Genomic DNA, 16,118 nt, shown 5'->3' with positions numbered 1-16,118 from the left:
CGCGAGCGGATTGACACGCGGCTCTTAACATATAATGTCTTTTATCGGGAAAAAACATTTTTGCGTCAATTGTTTTTTCGCACGAGCGCGCCGCGTCTTTTGGATGCGCGATGGAGGCACCAAAACTAGCGTTGCGCATGATGTTTTCCGAAGCGATTCCGATTTCATGCGCGAGAAACGCTTCAGGCCGGCCGCAAGCGCCGGTGCGCCACGGGGCAGGGGATGTCAAAGAGCAACAACGTTTACAAGGACGCCTATAATCGCGGTCTCCGGCTGCTCGACGAAACCAAGAGCCTGCCCTCGGAGCCGGAGCTGGGCACTCTGCTCGGCGTCAGCCGCACGACGGTCCGCACCATCCTTGCGCGCATGGAAGAGACCGGCCTGATCGACTGGAACAAGCGCAACAAGACGGTTCTGCGCGAACCGCGGCCGGACGATTTTTTCCCCGAGGAAGAGACCGACACGCTGGCTGAGATCATCGAGCGCTCCTTCATGCGGCGGCTGCTTGCCGGCGGTGCCGAAGCCGGCATGCAGATCAACGAACTCGAACTGGCGCGCGAGATCGGCGTCGGCACCACCAGCGTGCGCGAATTCCTGATCCGCTTCTCGCGCTTCGGCCTGATCGAGAAGCGCCGCAACAGCCACTGGGTGCTGAAAGGCTTTACCCGCGCCTTCGCGCTGGAGCTGACCGAAATCCGCGAAATGTTCGAACTGCGCTCGGCCGCCGCCTTTGCCGCTTTGCCCGAGGACAGCCCGGTCTGGGCCGACCTCGACCGCCTGGAGGACGAGCATCGCCGGCTGGCGCGCGAGATCGCCGCGCGCTTCAGCGAGTTCTCTGAGCTCGACGAACGCTTTCACAGGCTGATCCACCGCGCCTCGCACAACCGCTTCATCGTCGATTTCTATGACGTCATCGCCATGATTTTCCACTACCACTACCAGTGGAACAAGGCGCAGGAGCGCGAGCGCAACGAAGTCGCGGTCCAGGAGCATCTCGCCTATATCGCCGCGCTCAAATCGCGCGATCTAGCCAGGGTCGACGCCGCCTGCCGCAAGCACCTGAAATCGGCCCGCCACACGCTGCTGACGTCGATCCCGGAGGGAAGGCAGCCGCTACGCGCGTGATTGTGTTGCGTTGCCGCAGCAACGTTTTGGCGATTTTCCGGCCGCCGGCTCCGTGCTAGAGAGCTGACGTTGCTGCGTGGAGAGGCTGGTTCTTGACCATATGCCGGAAACGATGGAGCATGCCGGTCGCGTTCGCCGCGGCCTGGCTGCTCGTGCTCCAGTCGATGCTCGGCGCGTTCGCTTCCGGCATCGAACCGAACGCTTCGCAATTCGATGCTTTCGGCAACACCATCTGCACCCATGACGGTGCGACGCAACTCCCTGCCGGCGACCCGCACCCGCAGCACATGCCAGCCTGCTGCATGCTTGGTTGCAACCTCGTTTCGGCTGTCTACGCGCCACCGCCCGATGCCGGGGGCCCGGCTCGCAGCCTTTCCGTAGAAACCGTCGCCTTTATCCTGGCGGCATTCCGGCATCGCGATTTCGCCCGTGCCCGCACTCCATCCAATCCGCGCGCACCACCGGCGACGGCCTGATCCGTTCTGGTTCGCGCTGCGCAACCCTTCGCCGGCGCGTTTATCGACATCGTTCGCGACCGGCCACGGCGCGATCCCCTAAAGCTCATGGAGCAATCATGTCCCACTTTCTTCGCGCCGCCGCGTTCAGCCGCAGGCGTTTCCCGTTGCGCGGCTTCGAGGCGCATCTCGGCTTCGCGGTGTTCGTCCTTGCCCTCCTGTTCGCCAGCGCCCAGTCCGTCTTCGCGCATGAGTTCAAGGTCGGCGATATCGAGATCGGGCATCCCTGGTCGCGCGCCACACCGGCCGGCGCCAAGGTGGCCGGCGGCTATTTCACCATCACCAACTCCGGCAGTGCGCCGGATCGCCTTCTGTCGATCACCTCCGATATTTCGGCCAAGGCCGAACTGCACCAGATGGGCGTCAGCAATGGCGTCATGACCATGCGGCCGGTCACCGGCGGCCTCGAGATTCCGGCCGGCGGCAAGGTCGCGCTGGCGCCCAACGGCTATCATTTGATGTTCATGGATTTGAAGCGGCAGCCGAAGCAAGGCGAGACCTTCTCTGCCACGCTGACCTTCGAGAAAGCCGGTACCGTTACGGTCAACTTCGCCGTGCAAGGCATCGGCAGCGCGGCACCTCAGGACGACGACTGACTTGGCCGCTTCGAGAGGTACCATCATGAAGAAATCTCTTTTGCCCGGCTGCGCGCTTCTCGTCCTCGGGACCAGCATGGCCTTCGCCCACATCACGCTCGAAACGCCGGAAGCGGCGGTCGGCTCGACCTACAAGGCGGTGCTGCTTGTGCCGCATGGCTGCGAGGGCAAGGCAACGACCGCCGTTCGCGTGCAGATTCCGGAAGGGGTGCTCTCGGTCAAACCGATGCCGAAGCCGGGTTGGACGCTGCAGGTCAAGAACGGCAAGTACGAGAAGCCCTACCAGCTTTACGGCCAGGCAGTGACCAGCGGCGTCAAGGAGATCGACTGGAGCGCCGGCAGCCTGCCGGACGAATTCTACGACGAATTCGTCTTCCGCGCGACACTGGCGGCGGATCTGCCGGCAGGTCAGACGCTCTATTTCCCGGTGGTGCAGGAATGTGACGGCGTTGCCGATCGCTGGATCGAGATTCCGGCGGTCGGGCAGGCTGAGGACGCGCTGGAATTTCCGGCGCCCGGCCTCAAATTGTCGCCGAAGAAGTGAGCGCTAACGGCGGGCTTTGTTCGAAAGAGCGCGCCGCTGCTTTTGGCCATGAGATGAGCGCGGCATCCTTCCTGCGACGAGCCTGTATCGCCGGTAATTATACCGGCCGGCTTGCCGTTGGCCTGCTTGCCGCCATCATGCTGCTCGCCGCAATTGCCGCGCCGAACCCCGCCTTCGCCCACGCGGCGCTGATCAAGGCCGAGCCGGCTGACGCTGCGGTGCTGGCGCAGAGCCCGTCGCAATTGTCGCTGACCTTCACCGAGCCGGTTTCGCCGTTGGTGCTGACGCTGGTGCGGCCCGACGGCACGCCGGTCCCGCTGACCTCTTTCCGGCTCAGCGGCCAGACCGTCGAGATCGACAATCCGCAGGCGCTGACATCCGGCACGCATGTGCTGAGCTGGCGGGTGATTTCCGCCGACGGCCATCCGGTCGGCGGCTCGGTGCTGTTTTCGATCGGCACGCCGAGTGCTGCGCCGGCTGTCGCCGAAGCCGTCGACCGGGGGCTTCGTACGGCGATCTGGATCGGCAAGGTCTTTCTCTATATCGGCCTCCTTTTCGGCGTTGGCGGTGCCTTTGCGTTGGCCTGGCTGGCACAAGGCGGGCGATCCGGCCAGCGCCTGATCGCCGCGGCAATCCTGTGCGGGCTGGTCGCGGGACCCTTGTCGCTCGGCTTCCAGGGCCTGGATGCACTCGGTGCGCCGCTGGCCCGGCTGGCGCAGCCGGTCATCTGGCAGACCGCGCTCGGGACCAGCTTTGGCTGGACGGTGCTGATCGCGCTGATGGCGCTCGGCCTTAGCCTATTGTCGCTGGTTGTGCCGCCCGCCGACGCAAAGCCGCTCGCCTTGGCCGGGCTGGTTGGTGTTGGCGCAGCACTTGCCGCCAGCGGGCATGCCAGTGCTGCCGAGCCGCAGTGGCTGACCAGGCCGATGGTGTTTCTGCACGGCGCAGCGATCGCTGTCTGGGCCGGGGCGCTGGCACCGCTCGGTCTTGCCTTGAAACGGCAGCCGGCCAAAGCCGGGCCGTTGCTGCGCCGGTTTTCGCGAGCGATCCTGTTCGTCGTGGCCGTGCTTGCGGCAGCCGGCATCGTGCTCGCCGTCATCCAGGTGCAAACGCCATCGGCGCTGGTCCATACCGTTTATGGCCGGCTGCTGCTGATCAAGCTGGTGCTGCTTGTCTTTCTGTTCACGCTCGCCGCCGTCAACCGCTTTAAGCTAACGGCCCCGGCCGAGGCGGGAAATACGGAGGTCCAGAGGCGGCTGGCCCGCTCGATCGGCATCGAAGCGCTGATCGTGGTGGTGATCTTTGGCGTTGCCGCCGGCTGGCGCTTCACGCCACCGCCGCGCGCGCTGGCGATCGCCGCCGCACAGCCGGCATCGGTCCATATCCACACGCTGCAAGCGATGGCCGACCTCAGCATTGCGCCCGGCCACGCCGGGCCTGTTGCCGCTTCGATCTTCATCATGACCGGCGATTTCGGCCCGCTCGACGCCAAGCAGGTGACGCTGGTGCTGTCAAAGCCCGATTCCGGCATCGAGCCGATAAAGCGCCCGGCAACAAAGCCCGGCGACGGCACCTGGCGCGTCGACGATCTTGTCATCCCGGTCCCCGGCCGGTGGACGGCGCGGCTCGATATCCTGGTCTCGGATTTCGAGATGGTGAAGATCGAGGCACCGATCGACATCAGGCCGTGAGGACAAGCTGGTGGTCTGCAACACAATTCGGCGAGGCGGTTGACGCGGCCTTGAAGGCCCGTCAATCATCGTCATCAAGAATGGGCATCCAACCCAATCGCGGGCTCAAACCAACAAGATCCGAAAGCAGGGAAGAAACAATGGAAAAAGCCGAAATCGGCCTGATCGGCCTTGGCACGATGGGCTCCAACCTGGCGCTCAATATCGCCGAGAAGGGGCACCGCATCGCAGTCTTCAACCGCACCGCGGCGCGCACCGATGCCTTTGTCGAAAATGCCGGCGCGCTCAGGGATATGGTGGTGCCCTGCTATAGCCTCGAGGAACTGGCCTCCGCGATCCGGCCGCCGCGGCCGATCATCATCATGGTGCTGGCCGGCAAACCGGTCGACGAGCAGATCACGGCATTGCGCGGGGTGCTGTCGGCCAACGACATCGTCATCGACGCCGGCAATGCCAATTTCCGCGATACGATGCGGCGCTTTTCCGAGCTTTCCAGCTCCGGCCTGACCTTCATCGGCATGGGCGTGTCCGGTGGCGAGGAGGGCGCACGCCACGGTCCCTCGATCATGGTCGGCGGCACCGAAGAGTCCTGGAAGCGCGTCGAAAAGGTGCTGACCGCAATCTCGGCCAAGTTCAAGGGCGAGCCTTGCGCGGCGTGGCTCGGCACCGACGGCGCCGGGCACTTCGTCAAGACCATTCACAACGGCATCGAATATGCCGACATGCAGATGATCGCCGAGATCTACGGCATATTGCGCGACGGGCTCGGCATGGGGCCGAAAGAGATCGCTGAGGTGTTTTCCCAGTGGAACACCGGTCGGCTTAACTCGTATTTGATCGAGATCACTGCCAAGGTGCTGGCCGCCGACGATCCCAAGACCGGCAAGCCGGTCGTCGACATCATCCTCGACCGCGCCGGCCAGAAAGGCACCGGCAAATGGTCGGTGATCGAGGCGCAGCAGCTCGGCATCCCGGCCACCGCGATCGAGGCGGCGGTGGCGGCGCGCGTGCTGTCGTCGATCAAGGACGAGCGGCTTGCCGCCGGAAAGGTCTATGGCGGCGGCGTGAGCAAGATTTCCGGAGACAGGGACGCACTGCTCGGCGATCTCGAGCTGGCGCTGTTTGCCGGCAAGATCGCCGCCTACGCGCAAGGCTTCGCGGTGATGAGCGGCGCGTCGAAGGAATTCAACTGGAACCTGCCGATGCCGGTCATCGCCAAGATCTGGCGGGCCGGCTGCATCATCCGCTCGCAATTGCTGGATACGATGGCGGAGGCCTTCGGCGCCGGCGGCGCAGCCACCAACCTGTTGATGGCGCCGGCTTTCGTTTCATTGATGCAGGAGGCACATCCGTCGCTTCGCCGTGTCGTGGCAAGGGCAGCCGAAGCCGGCTCGCCGGTGCCGGCCCTGTCATCGGCGCTTGCCTATTTCGACAGTTACCGGCAGGGCCGCGGCACTTCGAACCTGATCCAGGCGCAGCGCGATTTCTTCGGTGCGCATGGCTTCGAGCGCATCGACGGGCAAGGCGCTTTCCATGGCCCGTGGGGAAGCGGCGCGGCGGGTTGACCGACGCCGCTTAAGTGGACGCCGGGCGGCGATAGGCCTGCACTTCGCCCGGCACGCTCAGGCTTTGCAGGGAGCCGGGTGCGGCGCCGCCGATCCAGCCCAGCACCGAGCGGGCGAGCTCGGCGCCGGCCAGCCGGAAGTTCTCGTTGACGACCAGCAATTCGCTGCGAAACAGATGCAGAAGCTCCGACGACTGCTTGGATACCACATCGACATCGCGGCCAAGCTTAAGGCCGGCATCTTCGATGCCGGCGACGATGGCGAGCGTCGCGGCGGCGGCGCTGCTGATGAAACCATCCGGACGGTTTTCGCGGCGCATCAGCTGCGCGGTCCGCATTCTGATCTGCTCGATCGAATGATCGATCGAAACGGTGTTGAACGGGATTTCGCTGGCGCCGACCTCGCTCAGCGCATCGGCAAAGCCGGCGAGCATGTGGCCGTGATAAGTCAGCTCGACGGGCGGCGCCAGCAGAGCCAGCCGGCGGCGGCCGATGCCGGCCAGATGGCGCACTGCCTCGGCCGCGAAAGCGTAATTGTCGAAATCATGGTAGGGGTGGATCAGCCCCATATCGGTGCGGCCGTGCGTGGCAAAGGGAATGCCGCGCTCCAGCATATAGCGGGCCCTCGGGTCGTTCGGCTGCGTGCGCGAAATGATGACGCCGTCGGCTGAACCGGTTTCCACGAGATAACGGATCGGGTCCAGCGGATCCTGCGAGCGCGAATAGGGCGTCACGATCAAATGATAGGGCGTATCGGCGATGACTTCCGAAACTCCGTAGATGATATCCGAGACAAAGCTCATGATCTCGTGCTCGGTGTTGAGCACCAGGCTGATGACATTGGTCTTGCCGGTCCGCAGGCGCACGCCGGCGCGGTTGGGCCGATAACCGATCTGCTTGGCGACAAGCTGGACGCGCCGCTTGGTCTCGGCGCCGATCTCAGGCGCGTCCTTTAACGCGCGCGACACGGTGGTGACGCCCAGCCCGGTCATGAAGGCGAGCGTCTTCAGTGTCGGCCGGCCCTGGCCCGACGCCTCGTCGGCCTTCTCTTTTTGATGCCTGTTCATTCGTCCCGCCCCGTCAGGCGCATAGCAGTTGCCGGGCAGGCCGGCAATCGGCGGGCCGCGGGTACGCCGCGGGCCTTCACCGAATGAGACCGCTATATACTGAAACGTTACAGATTGTCACTGCCATCGCCTTATCACTGGTGACAGGCGCAAAATGAGCGATACTTCAATCGGCGCAGAAAGAGCGACTGGAACGGGCTTTTCTCGTTTTTGGGCGCCGCAGCATTTACTTTCGCGATGCAACCTCTCTTGTTGCGTTGCGGTAGGCTGGCGAGCTGATTGATTTTATTCGTGTTTCGAAAAAATGTGATGGCGCCTTTGCCCGAGGGGTTGCGCGTCTGAAGCAATTGCCGTATCCAAAATCTGTAACGTTTCAGATTCTGGGAGGAACGAAATGCGATACCAACTCATGACTGCTGCGCTGGCAGCGACGGCCGCGCTGCAGTTCGCCGGCCCGGCGGCCGCGACGGATCTGGAAGTCACCCATTGGTGGACTTCGGGCGGTGAAGCGGCGGCGGTTGCCGAACTCGCCAAGGCTTTCGACGCGACTGGCAATCATTGGGTGGATGGCGCTATCGCCGGCTCCGGCGGCACGGCGCGGCCGATCATGATCAGCCGCATCACCGGCGGCGACCCTATGGGCGCGACCCAGTTCAATCACGGCCGGCAGGCGGAAGAATTGGTGCAGGCCGGGCTGATGCGCGACCTCACCGATCTCGCCACCAAGGAGAAGTGGACGGAAATCGTGCAGCCGAAGAGCCTGCTCGACGGCTGTACCCTCGACGGCAAGATCTATTGCGTGCCGGTCAATATCCATTCCTGGCAGTGGCTGTGGCTGTCGAACGCCGCCTTCGAAAAAGCCGGCGTGCCGGTGCCGAAGAACTGGAATGAATATGTCGCTGCCGCGCCCGCGCTGGAAAAAGCAGGCATCCAGCCGCTCGCGGTCGGCGGCCAGCCCTGGCAAGCCTCCGGCGCTTTCGACGTGCTGCTTGCGGCGGTCGGCGGCACCGACGCGTTCCTCAAGGTCTACAAGGACAAGGACGCGGAATTCGCCGCCGGGCCCGAGGTCGCCAAGGTCTTCAAGGCGGCGGACGACGCCCGCAAGATGGCGAAGAACACCAATGTGCAGGACTGGAACCAGGCCACCAATCTGGTCATCACCGGCAAGGCCGGCGGCCAGATCATGGGTGACTGGGCGCAGGGCGAGTTCCAGGTTGCCGGCCAGACCGCCGGCAAGGACTATACTTGCCTTCCGGGCCTTGGTCTCAACGAGGTCATCGCCACCGGCGGCGACGCTTTCTACTTCCCGCTGCTGAAGGACCCCGAAAAATCGAAGGCGCAGGAAGTGCTGGCCCACACGCTGCTCGATCCCAAGACACAGGTCGCCTTCAATCTCAAGAAGGGCTCGCTGCCGGTGCGCGGCGACGTCGACCTCAAGGCGGCGAACGACTGCATGAAGAAGGGGCTCGAAATCCTCGCCAAGGGCAACGTCATGCCTTGGACGGACCAGCTGCTTTCGCAGGATACGCAGAAGCAGAAGGAGGATCTTTTCTCCGAGTTCTTCGCCAAGCAGGACATGACCGTGGAAGATGCGCAGAAGCGCTTCGCCGCCATCGTCGGTTCGGCCGATTGACGATCGACAACTGCCCTCACTCCCGCCCCTGCGAGCGCAGGGTCGGGAGCGTACCGCCCTTACCCGATCCAGCGCGGCTGTGCAGATGAGCAAGAGCGAACGCCCTAGCCAACTCTTTCGCAACCTCAATGCGAAGATCGCCTCGATCCCAATGATCCTTACCGCGCTGGTGATCTTTGTCGGCGGCAGCGCGTGGACGGTGCTTTATTCCTTCACCAGTTCGAAGCTCCTGCCGCGGCTGAATTTCGTCGGGCTCGACCAGTACTACCGGCTGTGGTCGGTGCCGCGCTGGCTGGTCTCGATCGAGAACCTGCTGATCTACGGCGTGCTGTCGCTGCTGTTCTCGCTGGTGATCGGCTTCCTGCTTGCCGCCCTGCTCGACCAGAAGATCCGGTTCGAGGACACGTTCCGGACCATCTTCCTCTATCCCTTCGCCCTCTCCTTCATTGTCACCGGCCTTGTCTGGCAGTGGCTGCTCAACCCCGAATTCGGGATCCAGGGAGTGGTGCGCAGCCTCGGCTGGGAGAGCTTCAGCTTCAATCCGCTCTATGATTCCAGCATCGTCATCTACGGCATATTGATCGCCGCTCTCTGGCAGGGCACCGGACTCATCATGTGCCTGATGCTGGCCGGCCTGCGCGGGATCGACGAGGATATCTGGAAGGCAGCGCGGGTCGACGGGATACCAACCTGGAAGACCTATCTGTTCATCATCATACCGATGATGCGGCCGGTCTTCATCACCACGCTCGTCATCATCGCTGCCGGTATCGTCAAGATCTATGACCTGGTTGTCGCCCAGACCAGCGGCGGGCCCGGCATCGCCTCCGAAGTCCCGGCCAAATATGTCTATGACTACATGTTCTTCGCCCAGAACCTCGGTCAGGGGTTCGCCGCGTCGACCATGATGCTGCTGTCGGTGATCATCGTCATCGTGCCGTGGGCCTATCTCGAGTTTGGAGGCAAGAAGCGTGTCTGACCATACCGTTTCCTTGCCGGCCGGCCCCGGCACGCTCGAAGCGTACGGGCCGAGCGGGCCGAAGCCGCGGCATATGTTCTCGCGCCGCAACATCTTCCTCTACGGCACGCTCATCGTGGTGGCGCTCTACTATCTTTTGCCGCTCTACGTGATGGTGGTGACATCGCTCAAAGGCATGCCCGAGATACGCCTCGGCAACATCTTCTCGCCGCCGATGGAGATCACCTTCGAGCCCTGGGTCAAGGCCTGGTCGAGCGCCTGCACCGGGCTCAATTGCGACGGGCTGTCGCGCGGCTTCTGGAATTCCGTGCGCATCACCATTCCGTCGGTGATCCTGTCGATCGCGCTCGCCTCCGTGAACGGCTATGCGCTTGCCAACTGGCGCTTCAAAGGGGCCGACACCTTCTTCATCATCCTGATCGTCGGCGCCTTCATCCCCTACCAGGTGATGATCTATCCGATCGTCATCATCCTGCGCGAGATCGGCCTCTATGGCAGCCTCAGCGGCCTAGTGATCGTCCATTCCATCTTCGGCATGCCGATCCTCACACTTTTGTTCCGCAACTACTTCTCTTCCATGCCGGAGGAGCTGTTCCGGGCAGCGCGCGTCGACGGCGCCGGCTTCTGGGGCATCTATTTCCGCATCATGCTGCCGATGTCGCTGCCGATCTTCGTTGTCGCCATCATCCTGCAGGTGACCGGCATCTGGAACGATTTCCTGTTCGGCGTCGTCTACACCCGCCCCGACACCTATCCGATGACGGTGCAGCTCAACAACATCGTCAACTCGGTGCAAGGCGTGAAGGAATACAACGTCAACATGGCAGCCACCATCCTGACCGGCCTCGTGCCGCTGATCGTCTATTTCCTGTCCGGAAAATTGTTTGTGCGCGGCATCGCCGCCGGCGCGGTGAAAGGATGATGGCGATGACCGCAAACCGCAGCGTTGAGGTAAACGGCAGCAGGGGGGCAAACGGCACCAGCGTCTCGATCCAGAACCTGTCGCTGAATTTCGGCGCGGTATCGGTGCTGCAGACGCTCAATCTCGATGTCGCCGAAGGCGAGTTCATCGTGCTGCTCGGCCCGTCCGGCTGCGGCAAGTCGACCTTGCTCAACTGCATTGCCGGGCTGCTCGACGTTTCCGAAGGCCGCATCTTCATCAAGGGCAAGAACGTCACCTGGGAAGAGCCCAAGGACCGCGGCATCGGCATGGTGTTCCAGTCCTATGCGCTCTATCCGCAGATGACGGTGGAGAAAAACCTGTCGTTTGGGCTGCGCGTTGCCGGCCTCGCCAAGGACGAGATCGCCAAGCGCATCGCCCGGGCCGCCGAGATCCTGCAGATCGAGCCGCTTTTGCATCGCAAGCCCGCGGCTCTGTCCGGCGGCCAGCGCCAGCGCGTGGCGATCGGGCGCGCACTTGTCCGCGACGTCGATGTCTTTCTGTTCGACGAGCCGCTCTCCAATCTCGACGCCAAGCTACGCGCGGAATTGCGCGTTGAGATAAAGCTGCTGCATCGCAAGCTGGAAAACACCATGATCTACGTCACCCACGACCAGATCGAGGCGATGACGCTGGCCGACCGCATCGCGGTGATGAAGGGCGGCGTGATCCAGCAGCTCGATGCGCCGCAGACGATCTATAACCGGCCGGTCAACCGGTTTGTCGCCGGCTTCCTCGGCTCGCCGGCGATGAACTTTCTCGACGGCAGGCTGGAGCAGGCGGAAGGCGACTGGCACTTTGTCGTCGAGGATGTGCGGATCCCGCTTGCCACCTATGCTTTCGAGAAGGACCCGGTGCCGGGCCCGGCCGTGTTCGGCATCCGCCCCGAGCATGTCGCGTTCAACAGCGGGGCGGGATGGCCGTTCGCAGCCACGGCAAATGTCGAGGTCGTCGAGCCCATGGGTTCCGACACGCTGGTGTGGCTGAAGCTCGGCGGCCAGAATTTCACTGTACGCGTGACATCGGAACGCACGCCGAAGAACGCCGAGGCGGTGGGCATCGGATTTGACCCGATGCGCGCCTCGCTGTTCGACGCCGCAACCGGCAGCCGCCTCTAGATCATGATTTAACCGTCCAACATCCATCCCTCGCCCAAGACTTAACCCTCCCCCAAGACTAACCCTCCCAAGAAAACGGACAGACACGATGAACTGGTCATTCCAACTTTACAGCGCCCGCAATTTCCAGCCCTGGGAGGGCGTGCTCAAAATGCTGGGCGAGCTTGGTTACAGCCAAGTCGAAGGGTTCGGCGGCGTCTATGACGATCCCAAGGCCTTCCGTGCCGAGCTCGACAAGAACGGGCTCGCCATGCCGACCGGGCATTTCTCGATCGACGCACTCGAGAAGGATTTCGACGGCGTGCGCAGAACGGCCGATGCGCTCGGCATCACGCTGCTCATCTGCCCCTTCCTGAACGCCGAGTTCAGGCCGGCCGACGCGGCCGGCTGGCGCGGCTTCGGTGAACGGCTGGCCAAGGTCGGCGAGACGGCTGAGAAAGCCGGCTATGGTTTTGCCTGGCACAACCATGATTTCGAGTTCAAGGCGCTTGCCGACGGCTCGGTGCCGCAGGACCATATCCTGTCTTCGGCGCCCGATATCGGCTGGGAGATGGACGTCGCCTGGGTGGTGCGCGGCGGCGTCGACCCGCTGCCCTGGATCGAAAAGCACGGCAAGCGCATCGTCGCCGCCCATGTCAAGGACATGGCCAAGCCGGGCGAGGGCCTCGACGAGGACGGCTGGTCCGACGTCGGCCACGGCACCATCGACTGGCCCGGCCTGATCAAGGCGCTGCGCGCCAAAAGTGCGGCAAAATACTACGTCATGGAACAGGACAACCCCAACGACATCGAGCGCTTTGCCCGCCGCTCGATCGCAGCCGCCAAGACCTATTAGGAGCACACCAGCATGGCAACAAAACTTGGGATTGGCGTCATCGGCTGCGGCAACATCTCGAAGGCGTATTTTTCACTGGCGCCGCTATTTCGCGGCATCGAGATGCGCGCCTGCGCCGATATCAACATGGAAGCGGCGAAAGCGCGGGCAAAGGAGTTCAAGCTGCGCGCCGAGACCGTCGAGGGGCTGCTCAAGGCGGACGATATCGACATCATCGTCAACCTGACCATTCCGGCGGTGCATTACGAGGTGTCGAAGCAGATCCTCGACGCCGGCAAGCACGTCTATTCGGAGAAGCCGTTCGTACTGTCGGTCAAGGAAGGGCTCGACCTGAAGAAGCGGGCGGAAAACAAGGGGCTTCGCATCGGTTCGGCGCCCGATACGTTCCTTGGCGGCGCACACCAGCTTGTCCGCGACCTGATCGACACCGGCAGGCTCGGCAGGATCACCAGCGGCACCTGTCATGTGATGAGCCATGGGATGGAGCATTGGCACCCCAATCCGGACTTCTTCTTCCAGCCAGGCGCCGGCCCGGTGCTCGACATCGGACCCTATTATATCACCAATCTGATCCAGCTGATCGGGCCGGTGAAGCAGGTCGCCGCCTTCGCTTCGATCCCGATGACGGAACGCATCATCAGCTCGAAGCCGCGCGTCGGCGAAAAGATCCCGGTCTCCACGCCGACGACGATCCACGGGGTGTTGGAGTTCGAGAACGGCGCCGTGGTGACGCTCAATACCAGTTGGGACGTCTGGAGCCACGGCCACGCGCCGATGGAGCTCTATGGCGAGGCGGGCACGGTGTTCGTGCCGGATCCGAACTTCTTCGGCGGCGAGGTGCGCTACACCGAAGCCGCCAAGCCGGTGAAGAAGCTGCCGAAATGGCGGCACCCGTTCGGCGTGCCCAACGAGATGCACTCGCAAGGCATGATGGCCAACTACCGCACCGCCGGTCTGGCCGACATCGCGATCGCGATTACCGAAGGCCGGCCGCACCGCTGCTCGATGGAACTGGCGCTGCATGCCGTCGACGTCATGACCGGCCTGTTGCGTTCGGGCGAGACCGGAAAGTTCGTTGCCATGCAGACCAGCTGCGAGCGGCCTGAAGCGCTCGGCGTCAAGGCGGCGAAAGAGCTGCTGGCGAAGAAGAAAACGAAGTAGGCGGCGCACTCAAGGGATCGCGGCCCCCTCCCCGTTCTTACGGGGCGAGGGTAAGGGGTGAGGGGCGGAGCCGACTCACCCGTTTTCGCGGCGGCAATTGTCGAACTCGCTTCAATCTGAGGATTTCCCATGCCCTATGTCCCCGCCGAAAACCGCTACGAAAAGATGATCTACAATCGCTGCGGGCGGTCCGGCCTGAAGCTGCCGGCGATCTCGCTTGGGCTCTGGCACAATTTCGGCGACGACACACCGCATAGAACCAAGCAGGCGATCACCCGCAAGGCCTTCGACCTCGGCGTCACGCATTTCGACCTCGCCAACAATTACGGCCCGCCGCCCGGCTCGGCGGAGCGGGCTTTCGGCGAGATCCTGCGGACGGACTTTGCCGGCTATCGCGACGAGCTGATCATCTCGACCAAGGCCGGCTACGAAATGTGGGCAGGACCTTATGGCGAGTGGGGCGGGCGCAAATATGTGCTGGCCAGCCTCGACCAGAGCCTGAAGCGGATGGGGCTCGACTATGTCGACATCTTCTATTCGCACCGCTTCGACCCCGAAACACCTCTGGAAGAGACGATGGGTGCGCTCGATCACGCGGTGCGCTCGGGCAAGGCGCTTTATGCCGGCATTTCCTCCTACAATTCGCAGCGCACACGCGAGGCCGCCGACATATTGAAACAGCTCGGCACGCCTTGCGTGATCCATCAGCCGAGCTATTCGATGCTCAATCGCTGGGTCGAGGATGACGGCCTGCTCGATACGCTTGAGGGGCTTGGCGTCGGTTCGATCGTGTTCTCACCGCTGGCGCAAGGCATGCTGACCGACAAATATCTCGGCGGCATCCCCGACGGCAGCCGCGCCAGCCAGGGCAAGTCGCTGCGCCCGGCCTTCATCAACGACAAATCCATCGCCAATATCGAGGCGCTGAACGTGATCGCCCGTCGCCGCGGCCAGACGCTGGCGCAGATGGCGCTGGCCTGGGTGCTGCGCAGGGGCAGGGTGACGTCGGCGCTGATCGGCGCCAGCCGGCCGGAACAGGTCGAGGATTGCGTCAGCGCGCTGAAGGCGCTCGACTTCAGCGATGCCGAGCTCGCCGAGATCGACACCTTTGCACGCGAGTCGGATATCAATCTCTGGGCGGCGTCGGCCGAGCGCAAGGGTCCGCCAAGGAAGTAGGCGACTGCGGCATCCACGGCTCAGACCGGGAACGACGATGCGAGCATGGTGAGCCACGCGGTCAATCTACACAACGACAGCCGGGCGAACATAGTAAAGAGTGCACTGTCACCGTAATTCCTCGTAATTCCTGCCAGGCTTCAGGGAAGGTGTTCGAGTGTATCTGGCTTTGTGCGACGAAAGCTAACTTGCTCCAATTTTCCAATTTCTAGTTCGACAGAGATGCGTCCGCCGTCGTTGAGCTCTATTTCGAGGGCGTCTTGATCGAATTTTACGGGAACTATGCTCATACCTATTTTCCAAAGAATTGGAAGTGATCCTTTGTGTTTTACGACATCGTAATTTGAGAGCTCATCTGAAATATAGACTTTAAAATCTCTATTTATATCTGTCGATATCCTATCGCCCATGTCTAAGGATAAAGCTTCAATCACAACCGAATACAATCCGATTCTAATCAAAGTTACTTCGGTATTCTCAACCCATGATATCCTATTACTCATTACGGAAACCTCAATGAATTGAATGGATCTACAGCATAGTAAGGCAAAGATCGCTATCATTCAGTACAGTCCACCCGGTAACTGGTGAAATTTAATTACGGTGACGGTGCACCTTTTTGAGCCGCGACATCCGTGTCGAGCAAATCGAACAGCCCGTCGACGATGGCAGCCGGTCCTTCATCGGTCTCAGATTCACAACGCCGTCGAGTTGATCCGTCAGATGCGCCCGGGCGCTTGACCAAGGCCAATCGGCCGCCTGCCTCACCAGTCCCGCGCGCACAGGGTCCGGCAACTCGCGTGCGCGGGGTCAGATTTGCCACTTCAGTTGGCAGCCGTCTTCGACCTCGACAGCCAGCGGCTAACTTTCGGCTGCCTTGAGGCTCCGCGCGGCTTCCTCGAGCGTCGCTCTATCGTTGCCAAGTCTGTCGATCAGGTCTTGCGCCTGATCACCGGTTATCCCGGTGCGCATCGCCAGCGCCTCGACCGTCAGAACGTCGGAACTGGCGATCGTTCCAGCCGGAACGCGGTCCGCGTCGTCGAGGTCAAGCTCATGTTTCGCCTGCTGCCAATGACGCTCATGGGCGCCGTGCGGGCGGCCCTCGCGCACCCAGATTTCATATGCTCGCTGCCGAATTTTTTCATGCCGATCGTCATCCATGGCGGTTCCTCCC

17 protein-coding genes are annotated in these 16,118 nt (G+C 62.6%); 13 read left to right on the top strand and 4 right to left on the bottom strand.

The annotated features are described in order from the left end of the window. Window positions 1-222: 222 nt before the first annotated feature. The 6 genes from NKI85_RS17170 to gnd all read left to right on the top strand — a co-directional run bounded on the left by NKI85_RS17170 (window position 223) and on the right by gnd (window position 6,036). Entirely contained in the window at window positions 223-1,125 is a 903-nt protein-coding gene (locus tag NKI85_RS17170; RefSeq protein ID WP_352525122.1) for a GntR family transcriptional regulator, read from the top strand. A gap of 119 nt (window positions 1,126-1,244) precedes the next feature. Then, complete coding sequence (locus NKI85_RS17165; RefSeq protein ID WP_352525123.1) at window positions 1,245-1,601, top strand: DUF2946 family protein; 357 nt, start codon at window positions 1,245-1,247, stop codon at window positions 1,599-1,601. A gap of 98 nt (window positions 1,602-1,699) precedes the next feature. Further along, entirely contained in the window at window positions 1,700-2,236 is a 537-nt protein-coding gene (locus tag NKI85_RS17160; RefSeq protein ID WP_352525125.1) for a copper chaperone PCu(A)C, read from the top strand. A 25-nt stretch (window positions 2,237-2,261) separates the two neighbouring features. Continuing rightward, window positions 2,262-2,780, top strand: coding sequence for a YcnI family copper-binding membrane protein (locus tag NKI85_RS17155; RefSeq protein ID WP_352525127.1), 519 nt, complete (start codon window positions 2,262-2,264; stop codon window positions 2,778-2,780). 53 nt (window positions 2,781-2,833) lie between these two features. Then, complete coding sequence (locus tag NKI85_RS17150) at window positions 2,834-4,471, top strand: copper resistance CopC/CopD family protein (protein WP_352525128.1); 1,638 nt, start codon at window positions 2,834-2,836, stop codon at window positions 4,469-4,471. Window positions 4,472-4,611: 140 nt separating this feature from the next. Next, on the top strand, window positions 4,612-6,036 hold the full coding sequence (gnd, locus tag NKI85_RS17145; RefSeq protein ID WP_352525129.1) for an NADP-dependent phosphogluconate dehydrogenase: 1,425 nt from the start codon (window positions 4,612-4,614) through the stop codon (window positions 6,034-6,036). A 10-nt stretch (window positions 6,037-6,046) separates the two neighbouring features. Here gnd and NKI85_RS17140 read toward each other — a convergent pair whose 3' ends face one another. Further along, complete coding sequence (locus tag NKI85_RS17140; RefSeq protein ID WP_352525131.1) at window positions 6,047-7,102, bottom strand: LacI family transcriptional regulator; 1,056 nt, start codon at window positions 7,100-7,102, stop codon at window positions 6,047-6,049. A 134-nt stretch (window positions 7,103-7,236) separates the two neighbouring features. Next, window positions 7,237-7,449 (bottom strand): hypothetical protein, encoded by a 213-nt coding sequence (locus tag NKI85_RS17135; RefSeq protein ID WP_352525132.1) that lies wholly within the window; start codon window positions 7,447-7,449, stop codon window positions 7,237-7,239. 47 nt (window positions 7,450-7,496) lie between these two features. Here NKI85_RS17135 and NKI85_RS17130 point away from each other — a divergent pair, with 47 nt between their 5' ends. The 7 genes from NKI85_RS17130 (at window position 7,497) to mgrA (ending at window position 14,944) form a co-directional block, all read left to right on the top strand. Beyond that, complete coding sequence (locus NKI85_RS17130; RefSeq protein ID WP_352525133.1) at window positions 7,497-8,735, top strand: ABC transporter substrate-binding protein; 1,239 nt, start codon at window positions 7,497-7,499, stop codon at window positions 8,733-8,735. Between the two features lie 85 nt (window positions 8,736-8,820). Further along, on the top strand, window positions 8,821-9,714 hold the full coding sequence (locus NKI85_RS17125) for a carbohydrate ABC transporter permease (protein ID WP_352456791.1): 894 nt from the start codon (window positions 8,821-8,823) through the stop codon (window positions 9,712-9,714). Continuing rightward, on the top strand, window positions 9,707-10,636 hold the full coding sequence (locus NKI85_RS17120) for a carbohydrate ABC transporter permease (RefSeq protein ID WP_352525134.1): 930 nt from the start codon (window positions 9,707-9,709) through the stop codon (window positions 10,634-10,636). The genes NKI85_RS17125 and NKI85_RS17120 overlap by 8 nt, the downstream gene beginning before the upstream one ends. A 5-nt stretch (window positions 10,637-10,641) precedes the next feature. Continuing rightward, the gene (locus NKI85_RS17115; protein WP_352525135.1) at window positions 10,642-11,772 is read left to right on the top strand and encodes an ABC transporter ATP-binding protein; all 1,131 of its coding nucleotides are present in this window, start codon (window positions 10,642-10,644) and stop codon (window positions 11,770-11,772) included. An 88-nt stretch (window positions 11,773-11,860) separates the two neighbouring features. Further along, entirely contained in the window at window positions 11,861-12,607 is a 747-nt protein-coding gene (locus NKI85_RS17110; protein WP_352525136.1) for a sugar phosphate isomerase/epimerase family protein, read from the top strand. Window positions 12,608-12,619: 12 nt separating this feature from the next. Then, window positions 12,620-13,768 (top strand): Gfo/Idh/MocA family protein, encoded by a 1,149-nt coding sequence (locus NKI85_RS17105; RefSeq protein WP_352525137.1) that lies wholly within the window; start codon window positions 12,620-12,622, stop codon window positions 13,766-13,768. A gap of 129 nt (window positions 13,769-13,897) precedes the next feature. Beyond that, a complete protein-coding gene (mgrA, locus tag NKI85_RS17100; RefSeq protein ID WP_352525138.1) occupies window positions 13,898-14,944 on the top strand; it encodes an L-glyceraldehyde 3-phosphate reductase in 1,047 nt (348 codons plus the stop codon). Between the two features lie 140 nt (window positions 14,945-15,084). Here mgrA and NKI85_RS17095 read toward each other — a convergent pair whose 3' ends face one another. Together NKI85_RS17095 and NKI85_RS17090 are read right to left on the bottom strand one after the other, a co-directional pair. Next, window positions 15,085-15,447 carry a hypothetical protein gene (locus NKI85_RS17095; RefSeq protein ID WP_352777055.1) on the bottom strand — a complete coding sequence of 121 codons (363 nt, stop codon included), beginning with the start codon at window positions 15,445-15,447 and terminating at the stop codon, window positions 15,085-15,087. Window positions 15,448-15,805: 358 nt separating this feature from the next. Beyond that, window positions 15,806-16,105 carry a DUF2934 domain-containing protein gene (locus tag NKI85_RS17090; RefSeq protein WP_352525140.1) on the bottom strand — a complete coding sequence of 100 codons (300 nt, stop codon included), beginning with the start codon at window positions 16,103-16,105 and terminating at the stop codon, window positions 15,806-15,808. Window positions 16,106-16,118 lie beyond the last annotated feature (13 nt).

The sequence above is a fragment of the Mesorhizobium sp. M0571 genome, assembly GCF_040320985.1.
GTDB lineage: Bacteria > Pseudomonadota > Alphaproteobacteria > Rhizobiales > Rhizobiaceae > Mesorhizobium.
This window is presented reverse-complemented; position numbering and strand designations above follow the sequence as displayed.